This is a genomic window from Halomonas sp. 18071143 (genome assembly GCF_019211725.1).
GTDB classification, from domain to species: Bacteria; Pseudomonadota; Gammaproteobacteria; order Pseudomonadales; family Halomonadaceae; genus Vreelandella; species Vreelandella stevensii.
Map to the genome: position 1 here is coordinate 1646017 of NZ_CP078120.1, position 25986 is coordinate 1672002.

A 25986-nucleotide genomic window follows, 5' to 3' on the forward strand; every position below is an offset into this window, starting at 1 on the left:
GAAACGATGGGCGGGCTCGCGCCCGCCCAAGGGCTCAGCGAGTGCCTGCGGCCATCCAGGCTTCCATCATTTCGTCGTAGGGTACGGTGGTACCCTGCGGCATTTCATCGTCGAGTTTTGGTTTGGGCGCGCCGTCCTGATCCAGCCAGTACTGGGGGTCACGCTCCTCGTTGAGTACCGGGGCATAGCTGTCGAACACATTGGCCCGAGCCAGGCGATTCATGGTGTTGTCCATGTCGGCCGCCAGCTTGTCCAGACCTTCCTGGGGCGTGACTTCACCGCTCATGACCGGTGCCAGGTTTTGCCACCACAGCGGTGCCATGCGCGGATAGTCAGGCACGTTGGTGCCGGTCGGCGTCCAGTTGGACTCGTTGGGGCTGCGGTAGAATTCCACCAGGCCGCCGAGTTTGGGGGCCATTTCGCTCATCTGGTCCGAGAAGATGTCGGATTCACGAATGGGCGTGAGGCCGTGCATCAGTTTTTCCAGCGAGGTGGTCTTGGCCACGGTGAACTGGGCGAACAGCCAGGCCGCCGTACGACGGTCTTCGGGCGTGGAGTCGAAGAAGGTCCAGGCACCTACGTCCTGATAACCCACTTTCATGCCTTCTTCCCAATACGGGCCCGTGGGCGAAGGTGCCATGCGCCACAGCGGGTTGCCTTCGTCATCGGTCACGGCCACGGAGGGGTCGGTCATGTCGGCAGTGAAGGCGGTATACCAGAAGATTTGCTGGGCAATGTGACCCTGCGCAGGCACCGGCCCGGCTTCACCGAACGTCATGCCCTGGGCTTCGGCAGGCGCAAAGTCACGCAGCCAATCCACGGCTTTCTGCATGGCAAATACCGACGCCGGTGAGTTGGTGGCACCACCGCGGCTGACGCTGGCGCCCACTGGCTGGCTCTCCTCGTTCACGCGGATGCCCCAGTCGTCGACGGGATTGCCAAACGGCACCCCTGGGCTGCCCATGCCGGCCATCGACAGCCAGGAGTCGTGGAAGCGCCAGCCCAACGACGGGTCGCGGCGACCATAATCCATGTGGCCATACACTTTGGTGCCATCGATCTCGCCCACGTGGACGGTAAAGAACTCGGCGATATCCTCGTAGGCCGTCCAGTTGGTGGGAACGCCCAGGTCGTAACCGTAGATTTCCCGGAACTGTTCCTGCAGGTCTTCACGCTGGAACCAGTCATAGCGGAACCAGTAAAGGTTGGCGAACTGTTGGGTCGGCAGTTGGTAGACGCTGCCATCAGGCCCGGTGCCGTACTGCAGGCCGATGAAGTCGTCCAGGTCCAGCGTAGGCAGGGTGTAGTCTGCCCATTCGTTGTCCATGGCCTCGGTCAGGTTGATGGTGGTGCCGTAACGGATATGCGTGCCGATGGAGTCGGTATCGTTGACGAAACCGTCATAGATGCTGTTGCCGGACTGCATCTGGTTCTGCATGGTGTCCACCACATCGCCTTCGCCGATGATGTTGTGGGTGATGTTGATACCGGTCAGCTCGCTGAACGCCGGGGCCAGCACTTCGCTTTCGTAGACGTGGGTCGTCAGACCCTCGGCGACGGTCTGAATATTCATGCCTCGGAACGGCTCGGCAGCCTTGGCGAACCACAGCAGCTCCTCTATCTGCTCCTCGCGGCTCAGGGTAGAGTTCTGGAAGTGCTCATCGACCAGCCGTTCGGCGATGGCGCGTGCTTCCTGGTCGTCGGCCATGAGGGCCCCCGAGGCCAGCAGCAGGCTGGCAGCGAGGGTAGTGAGTTTGAAGTTGTTATTACGCATGTTGACCTCGTTTTGTTGTGCTCTTCCCTGATAACGTGAGCATCCTTGGTACCGCGGTAGTACGCCGAGACCGCCCAGTAGGCGCTTAGCCCCAGCGCATCAACACCAGCAGCCAAACCGCTGATAGTGCCAGTGCAATCCAGATCGAGAGCGTGGTGAAGCCAATCACGCCCAGGTGAATGAACGCTGCCGACAGCAGGCCGATGAACAGCCGGTCGCCCCGCGTGGTGCTGATGGGGAGAAAGCCCTTGCGTTCGATGGTGGGCGAGAGAATCTCCCACAGGGTCATCCCCGCCAGCATGGCAGCGATCGATGAAAAGAAAATGGCAGTAGGGGTGGTCCATACCATCCAGGACATGGCCGTTGCTCCTTCAGGTGCGACCCAGGGCAAAGCCCTTGGCGATATGTTTACGGACGAAATAGACCACCAGAATGCCTGGCACGATGGTCAGCACGCCGGCCGCGGCCAGGGTGCCCCAATCGATGCCCGATGCGGTGGACGTACGAGTCATGATCATGCCGATTGGCTGAGCATCCGTGGCGGTCAAGGTGCGGGCCAGCAGCAGCTCTACCCAGGAGAACATGAACAGGAAAAACAGCGTCACGCCGATGCCCGAACGAATCATCGGCAGGAAAATGGTCACGAAGAAGCGCGGAAAACTGTAGCCATCAATGTAGGCCGTTTCGTCGATCTCCTTGGGGACGCTGCTCATGAAGCCTTCCAGAATCCAGATGGCCAGCGGGATGTTGAACAGACAGTGGGCCAGCGCGACGGCAATGTGGGTGTCGAACAGGCCTACCGAGTAGTAGAGCTGAAAATAGGGCAGCAAAAACACCGCGGGTGGTGCCATCAGGTTGGTAAGCAGCCAGAAGAACAGGTGCTTGTCACCGATGAAACGATAGCGGCTGAACGCGTAGGCGGCCGGTAGTGCCACGCAGATGGTTATCAGCATGTTCAGCGACACATAGGCCATCGAATTGACGTAGCCCATGTACCAGCTGGGATTGTTGAAAATCCGCAGGTAGTTATCGAACGTCAGATTCTGTGGCCACAGGGTCATCGAGCCGAGGATTTCGCTGTTGGTCTGCAGCGACATGTTGATCAGCCAGTAGATGGGCAGGATCATCAGGAACAGATACAGGCCCAGCAGCAGGCGCGAGCGCCAGCGGCTGCGAGCGTTGCGACGACGGCGCTGTGCCGGGGTGGTGCGGCTGAAGATGGTATTGAATTTCTCGCCCTGCTGGGCATTGTCCAGACGGTACATGTCATGCCCCCCCTTGGGTGTTCTTGTCTTTTTGCATGTGCATGATGGTGGTGTAGAACACCCAGCTCACCAGCAGGATCACCAGGAAGTAGATGATCGAAAAGGCCGCCGATGGTCCAAGGTCCTGCTGGCCAATGGCCATGGTGGCCAGCGACTGGCTCAGGAAGGTGGTCGAGCTGCCTGGGCCACCACCAGTCAGCACGAAGGGTTCGGCATAGATCATGAACGAATGCATGAAGCGCAGCAGCACCGCGATCACCAGCACGTTGGTCAATTTGGGCAGCTGGATATAGCGGAAGATGGCCCATTTGGAAGCGCGGTCGATACGGGCCGCCTGATAGTAGGCTTCCGGGATCGAGCGCAGGCCGCTGTAGCAGAGCATGGCCACCAGCGGTGTCCAGTGCCACACATCCATCAGAATGATGGTGGCCCAGGCATCACTGGCGTTGCGGGTAATGTTGTAGTTCAAGCCCAGCTCACGCAGGCCCCAGCCCATCAGGCCGATGTCGCCCCGGGTGAAGATCTGCCAGATGCTGCCCACCACGTTCCATGGGATCAGCAGCGGTAGCGTGATCAGTATCAGTACCGCCGACGCCTGCCAGCCGCGCTTGGGCATGATCAGCGCAATCCCGATGCCCAAGGGCACCTGAATGGCCAGGATGGTCAGAGAAAACAGAATCTGGCGCACGAAAGCTGCCCGCAGCGCCGAGTCGTTGAGGATGCTTTCAAACCATTCGGTGCCGGTGAAGAAGCGCGCATTGGGGCCCAGCACGTCCTGCACAGAATAGTTGACCACGGTCATCAGCGGGATGATGGCGGAAAACGCCACCAGCACCAGCATCGGCAACACCAGCAGCCAGGCACGGTTGTTATAGACTTTATTGTTCATGGCCGATCTCCACCCGGTATTCGTCTACGTACAGGCCCATATGCGCTTGAGGTAATAGCGCGTGTGCCTTGTCACCTGTCACGGCATGACCTTCGGGCAGCCGCGCCTTGAAGTGCTCGCCGTTGAGGGCAAAACTCAGCAGGGAGTAGGTGCCCAGGTCCTGAATGTTCAGCACGTCGATGGGCAGCGAGTTTGCGACCGGAGTGTTGCTGACACTGATGAACTCCGGCCGAATGCCCAGTTTGACGTTGCTGGAAGGGGCGGCTGCAATCTGCGCGCGAAGCGCGGGGCTCACCGGCATGACCTGCTCGCCAAACAGCACCTGATCGTTGTGGTGAGTCACCGACATGAAGTTCATGCCGGGGCTGCCGATGAAGTAGCCCACGAACGTATGGGCGGGCGTTTCGAACAGCTCCCGGGGCGTACCGAATTGAACCACCTGGCCGTCGTACATCACGGCGATCTTGTCGGCGAAGGTGGACGCCTCCAGCTGATCGTGGGTGACGTAGATCATGGTGATGTTGAAGCGCTCGTGGATTTCCTTGAGCTTGCGGCGCAGTTTCCACTTCAGCTGTGGGTCGATGACCGTGAGCGGTTCATCGAACAGAATCGCAGAGACGTCATCGCGTACCAGCCCGCGGCCCATGGAAACTTTCTGCTTTTCGTCAGCAGTGAGGTTTTTGGCCTTGCGGGACAGCAGCGGCGTCAGATCGAGAATATCGGCGACTTCTCGCACTTTGGGGTCTACCCGATATTCGGGGGTGTTCATGTTGCGTAGCGGAAAGGCCAGGTTGTCGTACACCGTCATGGTGTCGTAGATCACCGGGAACTGAAACACTTGGGCAATGTTGCGCTCTTCAGGAGGCAGCTCATTGACCCGTTGTCCATCGAACAGCACGGCACCTTCGGAAGGTTCCAGCAGCCCGGAAATGATGTTCAGCAGGGTGGACTTGCCACAGCCGGAAGGGCCAAGCAGGGCGTAAGCGCCCCCCTGGTGCCACACGTGATCCATCTGGCGTATGGCGTAATCCTCAGGGCCGGAAGGTTGTTTCGTATAGCTATGGGCGAGCCCCTGTAGCGTGATTTCAGCCATGGGTCACACCTCCCTGGGCCGATGCGGGAACGTGCACCGTATTGCCTTGCTTGTCGAAGGCATACAGCTGGTGGGTCGGGAAAAAGACCTGGATGGCGTCGTTGACATTGAACTCGTGAATGCCCGCCAGGTGCAGCACCAGAGGGAAGCGCTCGTGGTGAACGTGCAGGAAGGTTTCCGAACCGCTGATTTCGGCCACGTCCACACGAACGTCCAGCGCCAGATCGTTGGCCGAGCGCCGCTCCAGGGTAATGTGCGACGCGCGCACGCCGAAGTCGTAGTCGCCGGCGGGCAGCCGTTGCAGGTCTGGGTCGCAGGGAAAGTGCAGGGATTGATCGAAGGTGATATCGGCGCTGGTCAGCTTCCCGGGCACGATGTTGATGGGTGGCTCCGAGAACATCTCGGCAGTGTGACGGCCATTGGGCTGGCGATAGACCCGTTCGGTGGGGCCATACTGCAACAGTCGCCCTTCATGCATCACGGCGGTGTTGCCGCCCAGGGCCAGCGCTTCGTTGGGCTCGGTGGTGGCGTACACGGCAATGCAGTTGCGCGCCTTGAACAGCTCGCGCAGTTCGTCGCGCAGCTCTTCACGCAGCTTGTAGTCGAGGTTGACGAGTGGCTCGTCGAACAGGATCAGGTCGGCATCCTTGACCAGCGCACGGCCCATGGCGGTGCGCTGCTGCTGACCCCCGGAAAGCTCCTGAGGGTAGCGCTCCAGCAAATGCTCGATATGTAACATTTCCGCAATGCTTTCGACCCGCCGTTTGATCTCCTGGGAGGGCGTCTTGGCCAGCTTCAGCGGTGAGGCGATGTTGTCGCGCACCGTCAGGCTGGGGTAGTTGATGAACTGTTGGTACACCATGGAAACGTTGCGTTTGCGTACCGAAACGCCGGTGACATCCTTGCCATCCATGTAAATGCGCCCGCGGGTGGGTTGTTCCAGGCCGGCCATCAAGCGCATCAGCGTGGTCTTGCCTGCCAGGGTCCTGCCCAGCAGCACGTTGAAAGAGCCCGGTTCCAGCGCCAGATCGACCCCCGTGATATGAGGGTCACCGCCGACGACGTGGTCGATGTTTTGCAGATGTAAGGACATGCCGATCTCGTTAGCGTCGTTGTTATGGATATTGTTATGGATATTGCTATGGATATTGCTATGCGTGTTGTTATAGCTGTTGTCATGAACAGGTAGTGCGAAAACGAGTGTGTCTATCGCGCGGGTAGATCGGTCGAGCAGCTTGTTCTCTGTTTTTCTACTGTTCCAGGCCACCGACCAAGGCGATATTTTCATTAACGAAAGGCTAGTTGATCATTTTCGAACGTGCAACGCTTTTTTGGGGCTCATATATTCGCTTTTAGGCGTAGAGAGCCCATCACAATACATGCGCAGTGGGTGTGGGAAGGGAGAGGAGGGGGAGCAGAAGACGGGGCGGTGCCGAAGGAAAGCAAAGTGGCGCTGTGCGTTTCATTTTTGAACTCTGGAAGGCAATAAACGAAAAAACCGGCCTGTGTCAGGCCGGTTTCATTCACGCTCAAGCGTCGTTGTTTACTTGACGCTGGTTTCTGCTTGCGGCGTGGCCTTGGCAGGCGCCGCGTTGTGGTCGATCAGCGTCGCCTTGTCGTTGGCAAAGGCATCGTAGGCGAAGTCATCCACGGTGAGCATTTCGAGCACTTCGGCCTCGAACGTGCGCATGAACGTGGCGTCGTCCTCGTTGATCAGCCCTTTCTCCAGCGCGGCTTCCACGCGTGCTTCCGGGTGGAGCGCCGTTTGCGGCAGCTCGCCCTTGGCATAGGCCTTGTTCACCGTGCGGTAGATGGCTTCGGCGCGCTCGTACTCTTGCAGCAGGGCATTGTAGCGGGCCAGCGGATTGCGCTCGGCGCCGTCATCCTTGTCCCAGGTGTTGCTCAGCAGCTTGCTGCGCAGGGCACTCTGGGTAGAGACGCGATGAGCGATGTCGCGGGCCAGGTCGTCATGGGGCTTGTTCCAGCGGCGGCCCGTCGGCATGACGACCACTTTCAGCACCTTGCCCAGGGCGCGGTTGGGCAGGTTGTCGAAGATCTCGACAAACGCCTGTTCAGCGCGGTTGAGCAGGAACTGCAGGCTGTAGTGCAGCAGCGCTTCTTCGCCTTCTACCTTGTTGCCGGTGTGCCACTGCTTGAGCACCATGGACGCCAGATAGAGGTTGGAGAGAATGTCGCCCAGTCGTGCCGAGAGCATTTCGCGCTTCTTCAGCGTGGAGCCCAGGCTGGCCATGGCGGCGTCGGCGCAGAGGCCAAAGCCGGCTGACAGGCGCGCGATGTCCTGCGCGTAGCCAACGGCCGGGCCGCTGAACGGTACGCTGGGCTTGCCGAGGCCGAGGCCCTGCGTGAAGGCGCGGGCCGCGTTGCCGAAAATCAGGCCCGCATGACCAAAGAACGCCTTGTCGAATGCTTTTGCGTCGTTGGCATCCTTGGCGGCCAGCTCCTCAAGCACGTAGGGGTGGCAGCGGATGGCGCCCTGACCAAAGATCATCAGGTTGCGGGTCATGATGTTGGCCCCTTCCACGGTGATCGCGACGGGGTTGGCGCTATAGCCGATGCCCAGGTAGTTGCGTGGGCCGAGGGTCACGGCCTTGCCGCCGTGAACGTCCATGGCATCGCTGAGCAGCACGCGCTGGAACTCGGTCAGCTGGCTTTTCAGAATGGCCGAGGGGACGGCGGGCTTTTCGCCGTGGTCGATCAGGTTGGCGGTCTGGTATACCGTGGCGGCAGAGATGTAGGCCAGCGAGGCCATGCGAGCCAGCGGCTCCTGTACGCCTTCCATTTCGGCAACCGGCACGTTGAACTGACGACGTACCCGTGTAAAGCCGCCGCTCCAGCCCAGCGCATAGCGGGCGGTACCAGTAGCGCCCGAAGGCAGCGTGATGCAGCGGCCAATCGACAGGCACTCCACCAGCATCCGCCAGCCCTGACCGATCATGTCCGGGCCGCCGATGATGGTGTCCAGCGGTACGAACACGTCCTTGCCCTTGATCGGGCCATTCATGAAGGGGCTGCCGATGGGGTGGTGGCGGCGGCCAATCTCCATGCCCTGCGTGTCACGCGGGATCAAGGCCAGCGTAATGCCACGGTCTTCTTCGTCGCCCAGCAGCTTTTCCGGGTCGAACAGGCGGAATGCCAAGCCCACTACAGTGGCAATCGGCGCCAGGGTGATCCAGCGTTTCTCGAAATTGAGGCGCACCCCGACCACTTCCTGGCCATCGATGACCTGCTTGCAGACCACGCCGGTATCCGGCAGCGAGGTGGCGTCGGAGCCTGCGCGGGGGCCGGTCAGGCCAAAACAGGGGATTTCACGGCCATCGGCCAGGCGCGGCAGGTAGTGATCCTTCTGTGCCTGGGTGCCGTACTTGAGCAGCAGCTCGCCGGGGCCCAGGGAGTTGGGGACACCGACGGTCACCATCAGCGTTTCGTTGGCGGAAAGCTTCTGCAGTACCATGGATTGCGCCTTGGCAGAGAAGCCCAGACCACCATACTCCTTCGGGATGATCATGCCGAAGAAGCCTTCCTTCTTCAGGTAATCCCACAGTTGCTGGGGCAGGTCGGCACGCTCCTTGGCGATGTCCCAGGCGTTGCACATGCCTGCCGCCTTGGCGCACTGCACATCCAGAAAGGCCTGCTCTTCTTCGCTCAGGCCGTCATCCTTGAAATTCAGCAGCGACTGCCACTGGGGCTTGCCGGAAAACAGCTCTCCATCCCAGGAGACGCTGCCCGCTTCCAGCGCGGTGCGCTCGGTGGCAGACACCTTGGGGGCCACTTTCTTGAAGGTGGCAAAGATGCGTGGGGTCAACCAGAGGCGACGCAGGGCGGGCAAACCGGCCACGGCCACGGCCAATGCGCCGATCAGCAGCAGAGTGCCCGTTACGGGGGCGCCCAGCACGATGCCGACCAGGCCCAGTACGCCCAGCAGGGCCAGGGCAGGAGGTGCGCCTGCCTCGCGGCGCATCACCACCAGCAGGCCAGCCACGGCCAGCACGATGAGTAGTAGGGTGAGCATGGGATTCTCCATAGGTGGATGGTCTTGAAGGTATTTAAACGTATGTTTGAATATTCGCAGAATCGCTTGGCAGTGTGCAAGCGTTTCGGCCTTATACGTTCGCTTTATACCCTTCACTGTAGCTCAGTTGCGGCATAAAAAAACGCCATGGCGAATGCCATGGCGTTGGGTGCTGGAGCAGCGAGTGCAGGTTGGGTCAGGCCTGTGTGGCAGGCGTTCCTTTAGCGGCCGTTCCTTTGGCAGGTGCCCCATTGGCAATGTAGTAATCGACCTGGGCGCGGGGCAGGGGCTCGCGGCCGCGAATGCGATCGGCGATCTTTTCGGCCAGCATGAGGGTGGGCGCATTCAGGTTACCGGTAGGAATCACCGGGAACAGCGAAGCATCCACGACTCGCAGCCCTTCCAGGCCGTGCACGCGGCCCTGGGCATCGGTGACGGCCATGGCGTCTTCGCCCATCCGGCAGCTACCGCAGGGGTGGTAGGCGGTTTCGGCGTGCTGCTTGACGAAGCTGTCCAGCTCGGCATCGCTTTGTACCTCGGGGCCGGGGGCAATTTCACGCCCACGGTAGGCGTCGAAGGCGGGCTGGGCGATGATCTCGCGGGTCAGGCGTATGGCATCGCGGAACTCCTGCCAGTCCTTCTCCTTGGCCATGTAGTTGAACAGGATGCTGGGCGCGGCGTGGGGGTCTTTGGAAGTCAGCCGGATGCGGCCACGGCTCTCGGAACGCATGGAACCGACGTGGGCCTGGAAGCCGTGGGCCTCTACCGCGCTTTTACCGTTGTAGCTGATGGCGATGGGCAGGAAATGGTATTGCAGGTTGGGCCACTCCTCCTCGTCGTTGGAGCGGATGAACCCGCAGGATTCGAACTGGTTGCTGGCCCCAATGCCGGTTCCCTTGAACAGCCACTCGGCACCAATCTTCGGCTGGTTGTACCATTTCAGCGCCGGGTAGAGGGAGATGGGCTCCTTGCACTCGTACTGAATGTACATCTCCAGATGGTCCTGGAGGTTTTCGCCGACGCCGGGCAGTTCATGCACCACGGGGATGCCCAGCTCTTTCAGCCACTCCGGGTTGCCCACCCCTGAACGCTGCAGAATCTGCGGCGAAGCAATGGCACCGCCACACAGCAGTACTTCACGACGTGCCCGGGCCTGCGTGGGTTGGCCCTTCCGTTCGTAGCGGACGCCCACGGCACGCTTGCCTTCGAACTCGATCACGTCCGTGACGGCATGGGTTTCGATGGTCAGGTTGCTGCGCTGTTTGGCGGTATCCAGGTAGCCACGGGCCGTGGACGCGCGCCGCCCCTTGGGCGTGACGAAGCGGTCCATGGGGCCAAACCCTTCCTGCTGATAGCCGTTGACGTCTTCGGTTTCCGGGTAGCCCGCCTGCTTGGCCGCTTCGATGAAGGTCCGGTACAGCGGGTTGTTATCCGCCCTGGGCGTGGTGATGCTCACCGGGCCACCGCTGCCATGATACTCATTGGCACCGATGTCACGGTTTTCGCACTTCTTGAAGTAGGGCAGGCAGCTCAGGTAATCCCACTCTTCGAGCCCGGGCTGCTTGGCCCAGTGGTCGTAATCGAGGGCATTGCCGCGAATGTAGCACATGCCGTTGATCAAGGAAGACCCGCCCAGCCCCTTGCCTCGGCCGCACTCCATGCGGCGGTTGTCCATATGCGGTTCTGGGTCGGTTTCGAACGCCCAGTTGTAGCGTTTACCCTGGAGTGGAAACGCCAGCGCGGCGGGCATCTGGGTGCGAAAATCGAAGCGGTAGTCCGGGCCACCTGCTTCCAGCAGCAGCACGCTGACATCGCTGTCTTCGGTCAGGCGCGTGGCCAGCACGTTGCCTGCTGAACCAGCGCCAATGACGATATAATCAAATTCACGTACTTGCGACATTCGTTTACCTTGGCAAAGACGACATGAAGAGCATCAAACGGTGGCGGTGGGCGCCTTAAAACACCGATTCAAACGGGCCCATCTCGATCTGTACGGACTTGGTCTGGGTGTAGTGATTGAGCGTCTCGACGCCGTTCTCGCGACCAATGCCCGACTCCTTGTAACCGCCCACCGGCATCTCCGACGGCGATTCTCCCCAGGTGTTGATCCAGCAGATGCCGGCTTCCAACTGGTGAATCACTCGGTGAGCGCGGTTGAGGCTCTCGGTGAACACCCCAGCGGCCAGCCCGTACAGAGTGTCGTTGGCGCGGCCAATCACCTCGTCTTCATCAGCGAAGGCCAGCACTGACATGACCGGGCCGAAAATCTCCTCTTTCACGATCCGCATGTCGTCGGTGCAGTCGGTGAACACCGTGGGGGCCGCCCATGCGCCGTTGGCCCATGGGCCGCTATTCCACTGTTCGCCACCGGCCAGTACGCGGGCTCCTTGCTCTTTGCCCAGGGCGATGTAGGAGAGCACTTTCTCCTGATGCTCGAAGCTGACCAGCGGGCCAAAATTGATGCTGGGGTCCATGGGGTCACCGGCCTTGATGCGCGCCACGCGCTCGACCAGCTTGGCTTCGAAGGCTTCCTTGACGCTGCGCTCGACGAAGACACGGGTGCCGTTGGTGCAGATTTGGCCACTCGAATAGAAGTTGGCCATCATGGCGGCATCGGCGGCGCGGTCCAGGTCGGCATCGGCAAACACGATCAGCGGCGATTTGCCGCCCAGCTCCATGGTCACGTCCTTGAGCGTGGAGCCACCGGCAGCGGCCATGACTTTCTTGCCGGTGCCCACTTCGCCAGTGAAGGATATCTTGGCAATGCCGGGGTGCTCGGTGAGCATGGCGCCGACTTTTCCGTCACCTTGAACGACGTTGAAGACGCCATCTGGTAGGCCTGCCTCGGTGAAGATTTCGGCGAGTTTCATCACCGTCAGCGGCGTGACTTCGCTGGGCTTGAAGACCACGGCGTTACCCGCTGCCAGCGCAGGGGCGGCTTTCCAGCAGGCAATCTGAATGGGGTAGTTCCAGGCGCCGATGGCACCGATCACACCCAGCGGTTCCCGGCGGGTATAAACGAACGAGCTTTCGCGCAGCGGTATCTGGCTGCCCTCGATGGTGGGGGCCAGGCCCGCGTAATACTCCAGCGCATCGGCGCCGGTGACGATATCGACGCTGGCCGTTTCGCTGATGGGCTTGCCGGTGTTGCGGGTTTCCAGCTCGGCAAGCTCGTCGTTGCGTTCGCGTAGCAGTGCCACCGCGCGCAGCAGAATGCGTGAGCGTTCCATGCCGGTCATGGCCGCCCAGACACGCTGGCCTTGCTGCGCGGTGCGCACGGCCTCGTCGAGATCGCCCTGGCTTGCCTGGCCAACGGTGGCGAGCAGTGAGCCATCGTAGGGGTTGGTGACGGTGAAGGTGTCACCTGACGTCGCCGCGACCGTGCGGCCATTGATATATAGAGGAAGTACGTCCTGATGGGCCATGGGGTTCTCCTTAATATGATGCGTCAGCGGTGGAGTGCTTCAGGCAGCCGTGGTGGGCCAGCAGTTGATCCAGATAGGCGTGAGCCAGTTGCCGTGCTTCCTGCGCATCCAGCCCTTCCGGCGCCAGGGCGCCGCGTAGCCAAAGACCATCGATCATGGCAGCCAGCCCGCGCGCGGCGTTGCGCGCATCGCGATGCGGCATGACGCGCCGGAACTGATGACACAGGTTGGCATATAGCCGACGGTCGTTGACGTGCTGTAGACGTTGCAGTACAGGCTTGTGCATGCTGCTGGCCCAAAAAGCGAGCCAGGTCTTGGCGGCAGGGCCGGTCACCTGGGAGCGGTCGAAGTTTCCTTCGATGATGGCGCCAATATGAGCGCGGGGCGAGTCGTCGTCCAGCGCCTGGCGGCGCGCCGCAACGGCATCGGTCAGGTCGGTCAGTATCTGGCGCATGGTGGCTTCGAGCAGGCCATCCTTGCCGCCGAAATAGTGGCTGATGATGCCTGCCGAGACTCCGGCATGCCGTGCAATGCGCATGACCGTCGCTTCCGCCAGGCCCACTTCGTCGATGGCGGCCATGGTGGCCTTGATCAACTGCTGACGACGTATTGGTTCCATTCCCACCTTAGGCACGGCGATCTCCTGAACACTCTTCGAGGATGATGAAAATTATCATGGCACTTTTTTATTGAACGTTCAATCAATAAAAGGCAATTGACGGTACTTGCGGGCTGTCTTGTTCATTGGGAAATGAAATACCTGCGGCGATTGACTTGCCTTTTGCCAACGAGATTGGCATACTCTGCACCCGCTGATGTCGGAAAGGCTACGTAGCTCAGCTGGTTAGAGCACATCACTCATAATGATGGGGTCCCCTGTTCAAATCAGGGCGTAGCCACCGGTCAGCCAGGTACGCTTCTCTTGTGTGCCGTCATGGTGGCCCCTTAGGTCCTCCCGCAACGCTAAACTGCGAACCCCGCCAGGCCCGGAAGGGAGCAACGGTAGTGGTGGCTGCGTGTGCCGGGATGTGGCTTTTGGGGCCGCCTCCATTTCTGGTCTACTATTATTTCCAGCTATTGCCGCTGAGTATGCCGAATACTACTTGCAAGTTGGCTCTATATTCCCCTCAAGCGCCCCTTTGACTCACTGATTCCTGGCGATCATGCATCCATACGATGATGCTGTTTATTGAGCTGCGCCCTAATAGGAATAGGACGCTACACGAACGGTATAGGTGAATACTCAGTGACTGGTTCTTTCAGCTACAATTCTGACTTGATCGGCGGTGGGCTGATGGTGCGCGAGAGCCGCGCCGTTGCCGATTTGCTGCTGTCTGATGCCGATGAAGAGCAGTGGCATCAAGCAATCATCGTTGATAACCGCCTTCAGAAGAACCGTCCCGCCACTGCCAGGCGTACAGGGCAGGCGATTCGCAAGCGTCTGGAGAAGCTGGAGCCACCGTTTTGGCAAGCGCTGCGCGATGGCGACGATCAGCTCGCCAGGCAGGTGTCCTTCTGTGCGGCCATGGCACGTAATCTGCTGCTCGTTGAATTCCTCGAAAGTGTCGTCGCTGATGCATTTTTAACGCAGGCGGAAACGCTTCAGGCCTACCAATGGGCTGACTTTGTAGCCGAGCGTACTCATCGCGATAAAGCAATCGCAGGGTGGGCGGAGAGCTCCAGACGTAAAATGGGTCAGGTGGTATATCGTATGCTGACGGAAGTTGGCGCATTGGAATCCAGCCGATCGCGCAAATTACAGCCACTGTTGCTTCGGCCAGAGATAAAAATCCTGCTTGAGACCTACCAGCACATTCGCTTAAACGCATGTTGTCGCTTGCTGAGATAGGTACTCATATCACAGGTCTGCTTGTCAAAAAGCCGTGGCTTCGTCAAAACGCGGCTAAGTAGATCTTGCAAGCTGTGTCGCTGGCGGCATAGTCTTGCTTAATCAGCCGTTTGGATTAGACAACCTCTCGCATCACACATGCCTGACACAGGGACGCATCCGCATGTCACAGAGCGCTCATTACTCAGACCTTGGTGGTTTCAAATACCCCGAGGATGACCTTCTTCGGGCACGGTTGAACCAGGTGGCTGAAAAAATCTCTCAGCCCGACTTTCTAGCAGGTCAGGGTTTGGGTAATGAAATTGGCTTCTGGATTTTTGATTACGCGCCCGAACATGAGCTGCAGGTGCGTGCCTATCTGAATTTCCTCCCCTCGTTAATGGCACGGCAGCACCCTGATATCAAAATGGCACAGGTCAACCTGCTGGAAGTCCTAAAGGATTACCTGGCCGAGCGCGGCTTCCTGGATAAAGCCATTGCCATGCAAAAAAGCAAAGGCGATGCAGCACTGCTCAAGGCGCTGCGTGGGCCACTGCACATGGATAAGTTTGCTCCCTATCTGCTCCAACACTCCTTGTCGCATGACCCCAATATCGTACTGCTTACCGGTGTTGGCAGCCTATGGCCCATGGTGCGTGCGCACAGCTTGCTAAATGCACTACACGGGCCACTCGGTCATAAGCCGTTGGTGCTGTTCTATCCAGGCCGTTACGATGGGCAGACGATGTCGCTGTTCAAGCGAATGGAAAGCAATAACTACTACCGTGCGTTTGCGCTTGTGCCCTAGCGCAACGGGTGGCGGAATTCGGTGTGTTGTGTTCGCTCGCTGAGGAGTGGCCTTCAAAACTCCGAGACCTCTTGGCTTGAAACATCCAAGGTTGAAACATTTACAGGACTGATATGCACATTCAAGAGCTCTTCCTCAAACCGCTTAGCCGGTCAATCAACGGCGTGGTCAAGGCCGACCAGCGTGACCAGGAAACCATCTACCAGGAGCTGGATGAGTATGTCGTCACCAACGAGTTAGAAAAGCACTTTCGTGCTTTTTTTGAGTCCTACACCACCCCCTTGAATGACCCGTCCATCGCCAACCGCGTGGGCGTTTGGGTGAGTGGCTTCTTCGGGTCGGGTAAATCACACTTTTTGAAAACGCTTTCTTACCTGCTCGCTAACACGGAAGCGTTTGATCCCAACGGCCAGGCCAAACGGGCCGCTGATTTTTTTGACGAGCAGAAGCTGGTCGATAGCTCTATTCGGGCTGACATCGCCAAGGCCGTTCGTGAGCCGGCCCACGTGGTGCTGTTCAATATCGACAGCAAGGCTAGCTCGAACGACGATGGCAACCCCATCCTGAACGTCTTCTTGCGGGTATTTAACGAGCACCAGGGCTTTAGCTCTGATTACCCGCACATTGCTCACATGGAGCGCCACCTGGAAAAGCGTGGCGTGTATGAGCGTTTCAAGCAGGCCTTCAACGAGGCCAGCGGCGTGGTGTGGGAAGACGAGCGGGACGGCTATCAGTTCTACCAGGATGATATCGAGCAAGCGATTGGAGCCGCGCTCGATCTCTCTCCTGAAGCGGCGCATAAATGGTTTGAGGAATCTGAAACCAACTTCAGCGTCTCGGTAGAGAACTTCTGCCACTGGGTGAAAGAGTTTTTGGAGTCGCAGTCAGCCACCCAGCGCATGGTGTTCATGGTGGATGAAGTTGGCCAGTTTATTGGCAGCGACACACGCTTAATGTTGACTCTGCAAACGCTCACCGAAAACCTGGGCACCATTTGCGGGGGCCGCGCCTGGATCGTGGTCACCTCCCAGGCGGATATGGATGCCGTGCTAGGCGAAATGACCGCCTCAAAAGCCAACGATTTTTCCAAAATCGCCGGACGCTTTAAAACCCGCTTATCGCTCTCAAGCTCCAACTCTGACGAAGTGATCCGTAAGCGTCTGTTGGTGAAGACCGACCCGGCACGCGCGGAACTGGAAGGCGTGTTTGAGGCCAAAGGCTCCATTCTGCGTAACCAGCTGACCTTTGACCGCTCCGGCCCCACGCTGAAAAATATCGAAGGCGTCGAGAGCTTTATCGCCAATTACCCCTTTGTGCCGTACCACTTCCAGTTGGTGCAAAAAGTCTTTGAAGAGATCCGCAAGGTAGGAGCCACGGGTGCCCACCTGGCCTATGGCGAGCGCTCCATGCTCGATGCGTTTCACATGGCTGCCAAAGCCGTGCAAGAGAAGACGATTGGCGCGCTGGTACCGATGCACTGCTTCTACACGGCGATAGAAGGGTTCCTCGATACGGCGGTGAAGCGCACCATCGATCAGGCCAGCGAGAACCCCGTATTAGAAGCGTTTGATGTCGAAACCCTACGCACGCTGTTTATGATCCGCTATGTGGACTTGGTGAAGGGTACGGTCGACAACCTGGTCACGCTTTCGCTGACCCAAATCGACGATGACCGTATTGCCATTCGTGAGCAGCTGGAAGCGACCCTGGCACGACTGGAAAAAGAGAGCCTGATTACCCGCAACGGCGATGAGTACCAGTTCCTCACCAATGAAGAGCGCGACATCACCCGCAAGATCAAAGCTACCGAAGTCACCAGCAGCGACGAGAACAAAGAGCTTTCCAGCCTGATCTTCAAAGACCTGCTGCGCGACCGCGCCAAGTACCGCTATCCGGTCAACAAAACCGACTACAGCATAGGACGTTACCTGGATGGCCACACCCTGGATGGCCGCTACCAGAGCCAGCTAAGGGTAGAGGTGGTCTCACCGCTGGATGTGGAGTACGTACAGCTAAGCGAAGCAGGCTGCATTCACAAAAGCGGCGATAACGGCGGGCAGGTGCTGATTAAGCTGCCCGACGATAAGCGCTTTACCGATGAACTGCGTACCCTGCTGAAAACCGATAAGTTTATTCGCCTGAACCTATCGGCCAACGACCACAGCGTAGAGCGCATTCTGGCCGACCGTGGCCGGGAAAACCTGGCGCGTAAAAAACGCCTGCGGGTGCGTTTGGAAGAGATGCTGCTGGATGCGGACGTTTACGCGCTTGGCCAGAAGCTCGATCTCAGTCGAGGCCAGCTCAACACCCGTTTGGATGAAGCCTGCCGCTACCTGCTGGAAAACACCTACAACAAGCTGAGCCAGCTCACGGCGCTTAGCCCGGAGCCGATGCGAGAGCTGCAGGCCGTATTAACCGCCGATGACCTGGGCACCCAGAACCTCAACCTGGATGGTGAAGAGGGCAACGCTCAAGCGGTGAAAGAGGTAGAGCAGTATATCTCGCTGCATGGCGGCGAACCGGTGCCACTGAACCCGCTGATTGAGCGCTTCAGCAATCGACCTTTCGGCTGGCCGGAAGGCGAAACGCTGCTGATTCTGGGCCGCCTGCATGCCGCTGGGCGCTTAACCTTCCACACCGCTGGCCCCGCGCTCAGCGGTAAAGAAGCCTTTGAGCTACTCAACAACGCCCGCCGCCGCAGTGAAGTCCGCCTCCAGAAAAAGCGCCAAACCGAAGATGCGGTGCTCAACAAAGCCCGTAACCTCACCAAAGAGCTGTTTGGCCAGCTAGGCCCCACCAGTGAAAAAGAGCTGTTTACCTATTACGTAGACCGCTTATCCCACTGGCGGCGGGAGCTAGAAGCGTATAAAAGCAAAACCGACGTGGGCAACTTCCCCGGTCGCAATGCCATTGACAACTCACTGCGGGAAGTGGAGCGTCTGCTGCGCCTGGACGACAGCTTCGACTTCTTCAAAACCGTCGCCAGCCAGCAAGACACGCTGCTCGATGTTGAAGAAGACTACCGTGATCTCAACGATTTCTTTACCAAGCAGCTCACCACCTGGCAGCAGCTAGAACAAGCGCTCAATCGGTTTGCGGTGAACCGCCTGGAGCTTGAGAAAAACACCCAGGCCCAGCAAGTATTGGCGGAGTGTGAGCGCATTTACCGCGCCGATGCCCCCTACGCCATGCTCAACAAGGTGGATGGCTTGGTACGCACGCTGGATGACATTAACAGCGGCCTGGTGGAGGAAAAACGCCAGCACGCCATTGCCCGTATCGACACGCGCATCGCCAAAGTAAGCGCAGAAATAGCCAAAAGCGGCATAGGTACCGCCGAGCTCAGCAACCGCTTGCTGCACCCGCTGCAGCAGCTCAAAGCCTCGGTCAACCACTCGGTCAGCGTCGCGCAGATCTACCAGCTGCAAACTGAAGCCGCTGTCGAGTTAGAAGAAGAAAGTTTGGATGCGCTTCACCACGCCCAGGCTGAAGCGGCCAAGCGGCAGCCGCCTACGCTTGCGGGTAACACCACAACACCGGCTCCAACATCAGAGAACCCCAAGCCAGCCCCACAAACGGCACCAGGTGATAAAGCGTACGACCCGCACACCGCAACAGCACCAGCGGCGGTACATGCCCCCAAACCCGTGGCAAGAGTGCGTGTAAGCGACGTACTCAGCCGCGTGCATAGCGGGGTGTACCTGGAAAGCCAAGCGGAAGTCGATGCGTTTATGGATGAGCTGAGAAAAGAACTGGAAGGGTCACTTTCAGCAGGTAAACGGGTACAGGTGCGTTAGTGTTCGAACGATTTTTGTTGACACGGCCAATATGCCTGGTCACTGCCGTCCCGTGCCCTAGGACGCGGGACAGCGAAGCGGAAAGAAACATGAAAAGTCAACGAGACACCTATGACCACCGCGACCATTGAACAGCGCCTAAGCGAGCCAGAAGGCAAGCAGCTTGAGTTCAAGCGCGACCTATCATCGCCCAAGCCGCTGATGAAAACACTGGTCGCTTTTGCCAACACGGCTGGTGGCCAACTGATTATTGGTGTTGACGATGATGGCACCGTGCTAGGCGTGGATGATCCGCTGGATATAGAAGAGCGCCTGACCAGCATGATCGCGGATGCCATTCACCCCCGGCTACTGCCTAATATTGAACTGGTGAGCGTGGGCGAACATACCCTGGTGTGTATTGAGGTGTTTTTGAGTAGCGCACGCCCACACTTTTTCAAAGCGCTTGGCGAAGAAAACGGTGTGCTGGTGCGGCTCGGTTCCAGCAATCGGCAGGCCGGTCTGGCCCTTATTCAAGAAATGCAGCGCCAAGCGAGCGGAACCACCTTTGATGTTCAGCCCATGCCCGAGCTGAGCCGTGACGACCTTGACCAAAACGCCATACAGCAAGCCTTTCGCAGCGAACAGCTGCTTGATGACAATAAGCTTCGCACGTTACGGCTACTTGTCTCGTATCAAGGTCGCCTAGTACCCAGCGTGGGCGGAATTTTGCTGTTTGGCCGCGAGCGCCAATGGCACTTTGAAGATGCCTGGATTCAGTGTGGGCGCTTTCGCGGCACCGATAAGGTCGAGATTTTCGACCAGACAGATATTCACGCGCCGTTACCCCAAGCGGTTGATGACATCGAGCTGTTTCTTAAAAAACATGCCTTCAAGCAGGCAGAGTTTGGCGCCATGCGTCGCCGCGATGTGTGGAGTATCCCGCTGACCATCCTGCGTGAAGCGATTATTAATGCCTTGGTACACAGCGACTACTCCCAACGGGGCAGCCCTATACGCATTGCGTTTTTTGATGACCGTATCGAGATTGAAAGCCCAGGACTACTGATGCCCGGCATGACCATTGAAGACATGAAACGCGGCGTCTCCATGATTCGCAACCCAGTGATTGCTCGCGTGTTTCGTGAGCTTGGGCTGATAGAGCAGTGGGGCAGCGGTGTGAAGCGTATTTTCTCGGAAGCCCAAGTCCAAGGGCTGCCTGAACCGCATATTGAAGAAATTGCCAACCGCGTGCGTTTGAGTATTCGGCTGGCAACGCCGGTTTCTATCCAGCAGTCAGCTTTAGTGACCCAGGCTGAGTCAGTGCAGTCAGAGTCACGGCTAGAGTCACGGCTAGAGTCACGGCTAGAGTCAGCGCTGGCAGCCAGAGTGCTGTTGATACTGCAGCAGGAGCCGCTGGGTAAAGCTGCCATAGCGCGTGAGCTGGGTCACAAGGGCGTTTCCGGTGAGCTCAATAAACAAGTAGGCAATTTACGCCAGCAGCAGCTGATTGAAATGACGCTGCCCGAAAAGCCCAATAGCCGCCTTCAACAATACCGCTTAACGGCTAAAGGCCAGCGCTTTTTGCAAGACACTTTCAAGGATCTAACATGAACACCGGCAACATCAAAAAATACGCCCCCAAGGCCCGCGTCCGCTTTATCGACACCATGACGCGCCAGGCGGCCCGTGTGGGCATTAGCCCGGAGGGCAAAGGCGGTGTGGTGATTGCCCCCCTGGAGCTAAAGGGCGATGTGTTGGTGATGACTGCTCAGGATGGCCAAACCCACACCGTGCCCGCCCACCTAAAGCGCGCACGGGAAGCGCTGGCCGCGTGGGTGCAGCGCGATGGCTTTACCCAAGCGATAGAGCAGGCCGCCTATAGCTGGTTCAACCGCCTGTGCGCCATTCGCTATATGGAGATTCACGGCTACCTGGACCACGGCCGCCGCGTGCTGAGTGGGGCAGGGGGCGAAGCCGGGCAGTTCCAAATTCTGGAGGAGTGCTTAGAGGTAGACCTACCAGGGCTGGACACCGCCCGCGTGCGCGAACTGAAGCTCGACGGCACCCAGGATGAAACTCTCTACCGCGAGCTGCTGTTGGCCCAGTGCCACGCCCTACATGAGGCCATGCCATTCCTGTTCGAACCGCTGGACGACGCCAGCGAACTGCTGCTGCCCAACAACCTGACCAAAACCGACTCGCTGATCCGCGAGCTGGTCGAGGCGATTCCCGAAGCCGACTGGCAGGATGTAGAAGTGATCGGCTGGCTCTACCAGTTCTACATCAGTGAGAAAAAAGACCAAGTGATCGGTAAGGTGGTGAAAAGCGAAGACATCCCCGCCGCCACCCAGCTGTTCACCCCCAACTGGATCGTGCAATACCTGGTGCAGAACTCGGTAGGCCGCCAGTGGCTGCAAACCTACCCAGGCTCGCCACTCAAGGCCGAGATGCCGTACTACATCGAGCCCGCCGAGCAAGAGCCCGAGGTACAGGCCCAGCTGGATGCCATCACCCCGGCCAGCCTCGACCCTGAAACCATCAAGGTGCTCGACCCCGCCTGCGGCTCCGGCCATATTCTGGTGGAAGCCTACAACGTGCTGAAGGCGATCTACGAAGAGCGCGGTTACCGCACCCGCGATATCCCTAAGCTGATTCTGGAAAACAACCTGTTCGGCCTGGATATCGACGACCGCGCCGCCCAGCTGGCGGGCTTTGCGCTGTTGATGAAAGCCCGTGAAGACGACCGCCGCATTTTAACCCGCAGCGTGCGCCTGAACGTGCTGGCCATGCAAAGCAGCCAACACCTGGATGCCAATACCCTATGGCGCGACCTGAACCTCACCGGCGACTGGCACCAGGGCCAATCCCAAAGCCTGTTTGACAGCGAACAGCAAGACCTTTCCAGCAACGACGCCACTTACCAGCTAATTGCCGACTTGATTGAGCGCTTCCAGGATGCCAAAACCTTCGGCTCGCTGATTGAGATGCCCAATGAATGGGAAGTGCCGCTTAAAGCACTGTTGGAAGAACTAAGCGAACTCAACAACAGCGGCGATATGATGCAAAAAGCAGCCGCCCAGCGGTTGGTGCCGATGGTGCAGCAGGCTTGGGTATTGGCGCAGCGCTACAATGCGGTAGTGGCGAATCCGCCGTATATGGGCAGTAAGGGGATGAATAAGGCGCTGAAGGACTACGCCAAAAACGCCTACCCCAACAGCAAGTCGGATCTGTTCGCGATTTTTATGGAGCATGGGTTTAGCCTACTTAATGAAAACGCCTTCAATGCCATGGTCACCATGCAAAGTTGGATGTTCCTTTCCAGCTACGAAAAAATGCGTGAAGCGCTGCTAGAAAACAGCACCATAGAAACCATGGTGCATATGGGCAATGGCGTAATGAAAATTGCTTTTGGTACCAACGCCACTGTGTTCCGGAATCACCATATCGCAGGCATGAAAGGCTCATTCTCGTATGCGGAAGCTGGCGATATCAGCGAGAACGGAGAGCCATTCGAATTTCCCGTCAGAAACGAGCGGCTTAAAGTGATGGCGCCGGATGATTTCAAGAAGATTCCGGGGAGTCCGGTGGCTTATTGGACTAGTCTCGCAGACAGGCGAATATTTGAACACAACAGTACCCTTGCAGAGGTTGCTTATCCAAGGCAAGGCATGGCTACGACAAATAATGATCTATTTTTACGTCGGTGGTTTGAAGTCGAGATTTCCAAGGTTAAATTTGATGCAAGTAGTACAGATGAAGCTGTAAGATCTGGTGCAAAATGGTTTCCTTATAATAAAGGTGGGTCTTTCCGGCGCTGGTACGGAAACAATGAGTATCTCGTTAATTTTGAGAATAATGGTAAAACTGTTTGTGATTACATTGATAATGCTCCTGGCGTAAAAGTAGGCTCGAATGGGCGTGTTATTAATAGAGATTACTATTACAAACCAAGCGTTACATGGTCCTTTGTCAGCTCATCATATCTAGGTGTTAGACAATCGGATAAAGGTTTTATTTTTGATGTTGGAGGCTCATCAAGTTTCCCTCCCCTAGATCTTATCAATAATGTCACAGGATTCTTGTGCTCTAAGATATCTTTCCATCTTATGAAAGCTATGAATCCCACTCTCAATTTTCAAGTCGGGAATATTGCGCAGTTGCCTTTGTTTTCAGTTCCAGAGTGCGAGCCGATCGTAGAGGAGCTAGTTAGCTTAGCAAGAGATGATTGGGATTCATTTGAAACCTCTTGGAACTTTGAAAAGTTAGAGCTGGTTAGCAGCACAGAAAATTGGTCAAAATTGTTTCAAAACTACCAGGTAGTTCGAAAGTCTTGGAAAGATAAAACTATCGAAATGAAAGAGCTTGAAGAAGAGAATAACTGTCTCTTTATCGAAGCCTATGGCCTTCAAGGTGAACTAAAGCCAGTCGTGCCATGGGATGAAATTACGCTCACCTGCAACCCCCATTACCGCTACAGCGGCAACCGCTCCAAAGAAGAGCTGGAAACACTACTCCAGTGCGACACCCTCAAAGAGCTTGTCAGCTACGCTATCGGCTGCATGATGGGTCGCTACTCGCTCGACAAACCCGGCCTGATTCTCGCCAGCCAGGGCGAAACCGTCCGCGACTACTTCGCCCAGATCCCCGAGCCCAGCTTCGCCCCAGATGACAACGCCATCATCCCGCTCACCGATCAGGAATGGTTCCCCGACGACGCTACCAACCGCTTCCGCGATTTCGTGCGTGCTGTGTGGGGTGAGGAACATTTGCAAGAAAACCTCGATTTCGTCGCTGAAAGCCTCTGCCTGCACGCCATCAAACCCAAGAAAGGCGAAGCCGCGCTGGAAACTATCCGCCGCTACCTCAGCACTCAGTTCTTCAAAGACCACCTGCGCACCTACAAGAAACGCCCCATCTACTGGCTCTTCAGCTCCGGCAAGCAGAAAGCCTTCGAGTGCCTGGTCTACCTGCACCGCTACAACGAAAGCACCCTAGCCGAGATGCGCACCGACTACGTGATCCCGCTCACCACCAAGCTCGCCAGCTACGTGGAAAAGCTAGAGCAAGACAAAGAAGCCAGCACCTCAGCCGCCGAAGCGAAAAGCATCGAAAAAGAGCTAAGCAAGCTCTACAAACAGCAAGCCGAACTCAACACCTTCGACGAAAAACTCCGCCACTACGCCGACCAACGCATCTCACTGGATCTGGATGATGGGGTGAAGGTGAACTATGGGAAATTTGGGGATTTGTTGGCTGAGGTGAAGCAAGTGGTGGGGAAGTGATTTATGGAGCTTAAAAATATCGAAGAGCTGATTGATAACGAGGGTGAAATCACCATCGGAAGAATTGGGCCGGTGCGCTGTGGTGCTTCTGCAAGCGATGAAGCTAATTGCCTTGCGATGTTAGCTAGGCGACCTGGCGAGTCGTTTGAGGCGTTGCTTATACGCCTGGATTCCGCGATTGAGGATGCTATTGAGCATGATATCTTCGCAGATGAAATCAATCCATAAAGTGCAATGTAAGGAGCTTTGATGACGACTCCCATCGGCCGTTGGCGTATCACCTGGATGGAAACGTGGGATCAGGACTTTGTCGATTTGATTGAGCCGGGCCACTTCCGGTTTGATGATAATGGACTCGGCTATTTTATCTTCGGTGCTGTTGAAGGCCAGCTTGACTACCGCCTTTCAGAAGGCGGCAAGCGTATCGATTTCAGTTGGTCGGGCAATGATGAGGGCGATGAGAAATCTGGCCGTGGCTGGTTTAAGCTCTCATCCTCGCGTACCGCCAAAGGATGCTTTTTCATTCACTGTGGGGATGAGTCAGCGGTGGAAGTGGAGCTTCAAACCTAATGGGTGACAGCAGCGCAAATTGTATAGGGGTGACATCCAGATGATTCATCACATACGTATCGATAATTTCAAATCGTTGGTTGATTTTGAAATAGGCTTGTCGCGTTTTAGCTGCTTGGTGGGGCTTAACGGTGCGGGAAAATCGACCGTACTTCAGGCGTTGGATTTTATCTCGCAGCAGATGCGCGGTGATATTGATGGCTGGTTAGAACAGCGCCAATGGGAGCCGCGAGACCTGGGTTCGAAGCTGACGGCTAAGCAAAATGTCGATATTTCGGTTCAGGTTGAGACGGAAAAGCACGGTTTAATTGAGTGGTCAGCCAGCTTTAATCGACAGTCGTTGCGCTGCACAACGGAAGAGGCTTTCTGTGATGGTGTGCGGCTCTTGAAAGTAGAAGATGCTGAGTTCTGGATAGACCGCAGCGTGAAGCAGGGCAGTCTACGTGATGTAAGAAGCGAAATTATGTTCGAGTACCAAGGCTCGATTCTCTCGCAGCTAAAACGTAAACAGATAGGTGAGCCGCTGCAGGCGCTTAAAGAAGTACTAGCCAATATTCGCTCGCTGGATTTACTTTCGCCAGAGCACCTTCGCCAACGCACACGAGATTCAGCAGGGCATTTAGGCTTGGGCGGTCAAAAACTATCGGCGTATCTGCACGAGCAGGGTAGTGAGGTTCGTCAGCGGCTGTTGGAGAAACTGCAACATGCCTACCCTCAGCTGGCCAGTATTGATACCCGCTCGTTGCGCTCTGGTTGGAAGCATCTGGATATTGCCGAGCAGTTTAATGGCAAGGTACTGAACACGCCTGCGCGCCATGTTAACGATGGTTTACTACGCCTACTGGCGGTGCTCTCACAGTTAGCGTCTGATGAGCATTTTTTGTTATTCGATGAAATTGAAAACGGCATTAACCCAGAGCTTGTCGAGTTTTTGGTAGATGCACTGGTCAAGAGCGAGCACCAGGTGATGGTGACCACGCACAGCCCTGTCATTCTCAACTATCTGGAAGACGAGGTTGCCAAGCAGGGCGTTATTTATCTGTATAAAAATGCCAAAGGGGCCACCCAGTCAATACGTCTGTTTGAAATACCTTCACTGGCTGAGAAGCTGCAGTTTATGGGGCCAGGTGAGGCGTTTATCGATACTCAACTCACTGAGTTGGTGGCAGAAATTCAATCGCTTAGCGCTGAGGGGGGCAAGGATGCATCTGCTTCTAAGTGGTGAAGGCCCCAGTGACATAGG

Annotated in this window: 18 protein-coding genes, 1 tRNA gene and 1 other RNA gene; 10 read left to right on the plus strand and 10 right to left on the minus strand. The window is 57.4% G+C overall.

What is annotated here, in order from left to right:
• Positions 1-34: 34 nt before the first annotated feature.
• From KVY02_RS07645 to betI, 10 genes are all read right to left on the minus strand, one after another.
• Complete coding sequence (locus KVY02_RS07645) at positions 35-1774, minus strand: ABC transporter substrate-binding protein (RefSeq protein WP_218314900.1); 1740 nt, start codon at positions 1772-1774, stop codon at positions 35-37.
• Between the two features lie 85 nt (positions 1775-1859).
• Entirely contained in the window at positions 1860-2132 is a 273-nt protein-coding gene (locus KVY02_RS07650) for a DUF2160 domain-containing protein (protein WP_039178296.1), read from the minus strand.
• Positions 2133-2145: 13 nt separating this feature from the next.
• The gene (locus KVY02_RS07655; protein ID WP_039178294.1) at positions 2146-3039 is read right to left on the minus strand and encodes a carbohydrate ABC transporter permease; all 894 of its coding nucleotides are present in this window, start codon (positions 3037-3039) and stop codon (positions 2146-2148) included.
• Position 3040: 1 nt separating this feature from the next.
• Complete coding sequence (locus KVY02_RS07660) at positions 3041-3928, minus strand: carbohydrate ABC transporter permease (RefSeq protein ID WP_039178292.1); 888 nt, start codon at positions 3926-3928, stop codon at positions 3041-3043.
• Positions 3918-5021 carry an ABC transporter ATP-binding protein gene (locus tag KVY02_RS07665; RefSeq protein WP_039178289.1) on the minus strand — a complete coding sequence of 368 codons (1104 nt, stop codon included), beginning with the start codon at positions 5019-5021 and terminating at the stop codon, positions 3918-3920. The genes KVY02_RS07660 and KVY02_RS07665 overlap by 11 nt, the downstream gene beginning before the upstream one ends.
• The gene (locus tag KVY02_RS07670) at positions 5014-6114 is read right to left on the minus strand and encodes an ABC transporter ATP-binding protein (RefSeq protein ID WP_218314901.1); all 1101 of its coding nucleotides are present in this window, start codon (positions 6112-6114) and stop codon (positions 5014-5016) included. Before KVY02_RS07670 ends, KVY02_RS07665 begins: the two co-directional genes overlap by 8 nt.
• 450 nt (positions 6115-6564) lie before the next feature.
• Positions 6565-9051: an acyl-CoA dehydrogenase gene (locus tag KVY02_RS07675; RefSeq protein WP_218314902.1), complete on the minus strand. Its 2487-nt coding sequence runs from the start codon at positions 9049-9051 to the stop codon at positions 6565-6567.
• A 196-nt stretch (positions 9052-9247) separates the two neighbouring features.
• Positions 9248-10951, minus strand: coding sequence for a choline dehydrogenase (betA, locus tag KVY02_RS07680; RefSeq protein WP_218314903.1), 1704 nt, complete (start codon positions 10949-10951; stop codon positions 9248-9250).
• Between the two features lie 55 nt (positions 10952-11006).
• Positions 11007-12476, minus strand: a complete 1470-nt coding sequence (betB, locus tag KVY02_RS07685) for a betaine-aldehyde dehydrogenase (RefSeq protein WP_218314904.1) — start codon at positions 12474-12476, stop codon at positions 11007-11009.
• Positions 12477-12486: 10 nt separating this feature from the next.
• On the minus strand, positions 12487-13110 hold the full coding sequence (gene betI, locus KVY02_RS07690; protein WP_198517409.1) for a transcriptional regulator BetI: 624 nt from the start codon (positions 13108-13110) through the stop codon (positions 12487-12489).
• A 191-nt stretch (positions 13111-13301) separates the two neighbouring features.
• Between betI and KVY02_RS07695 the strand changes: the two genes are divergently transcribed.
• The 10 genes from KVY02_RS07695 to KVY02_RS07740 all read left to right on the plus strand — a co-directional run bounded on the left by KVY02_RS07695 (position 13302) and on the right by KVY02_RS07740 (position 25968).
• Positions 13302-13375: transfer RNA gene (locus KVY02_RS07695), tRNA-Met, on the plus strand.
• A gap of 45 nt (positions 13376-13420) precedes the next feature.
• An RNA gene (gene ffs / locus KVY02_RS07700) (signal recognition particle sRNA small type) lies at positions 13421-13517 on the plus strand.
• 205 nt (positions 13518-13722) lie between these two features.
• Complete coding sequence (locus KVY02_RS07705; RefSeq protein ID WP_256357588.1) at positions 13723-14325, plus strand: DUF1819 family protein; 603 nt, start codon at positions 13723-13725, stop codon at positions 14323-14325.
• 94 nt (positions 14326-14419) lie between these two features.
• Positions 14420-15112, plus strand: coding sequence for a DUF1788 domain-containing protein (locus KVY02_RS07710; protein WP_256357589.1), 693 nt, complete (start codon positions 14420-14422; stop codon positions 15110-15112).
• A 113-nt stretch (positions 15113-15225) separates the two neighbouring features.
• Positions 15226-18909 (plus strand): BREX system P-loop protein BrxC, encoded by a 3684-nt coding sequence (gene brxC, locus KVY02_RS07715; RefSeq protein WP_218314905.1) that lies wholly within the window; start codon positions 15226-15228, stop codon positions 18907-18909.
• A 111-nt stretch (positions 18910-19020) separates the two neighbouring features.
• Positions 19021-20502: an AlbA family DNA-binding domain-containing protein gene (locus KVY02_RS07720; protein ID WP_218314906.1), complete on the plus strand. Its 1482-nt coding sequence runs from the start codon at positions 19021-19023 to the stop codon at positions 20500-20502.
• On the plus strand, positions 20499-24173 hold the full coding sequence (gene pglX / locus KVY02_RS07725) for a BREX-1 system adenine-specific DNA-methyltransferase PglX (RefSeq protein ID WP_218314907.1): 3675 nt from the start codon (positions 20499-20501) through the stop codon (positions 24171-24173). The genes KVY02_RS07720 and pglX overlap by 4 nt, the downstream gene beginning before the upstream one ends.
• Before the next feature lie 3 nt (positions 24174-24176).
• Entirely contained in the window at positions 24177-24401 is a 225-nt protein-coding gene (locus KVY02_RS07730; RefSeq protein WP_074210654.1) for a hypothetical protein, read from the plus strand.
• A gap of 21 nt (positions 24402-24422) precedes the next feature.
• Complete coding sequence (locus KVY02_RS07735) at positions 24423-24743, plus strand: hypothetical protein (RefSeq protein WP_218314908.1); 321 nt, start codon at positions 24423-24425, stop codon at positions 24741-24743.
• A gap of 40 nt (positions 24744-24783) precedes the next feature.
• Complete coding sequence (locus KVY02_RS07740) at positions 24784-25968, plus strand: AAA family ATPase (protein WP_218314909.1); 1185 nt, start codon at positions 24784-24786, stop codon at positions 25966-25968.
• Positions 25969-25986: the final 18 nt, after the last annotated feature.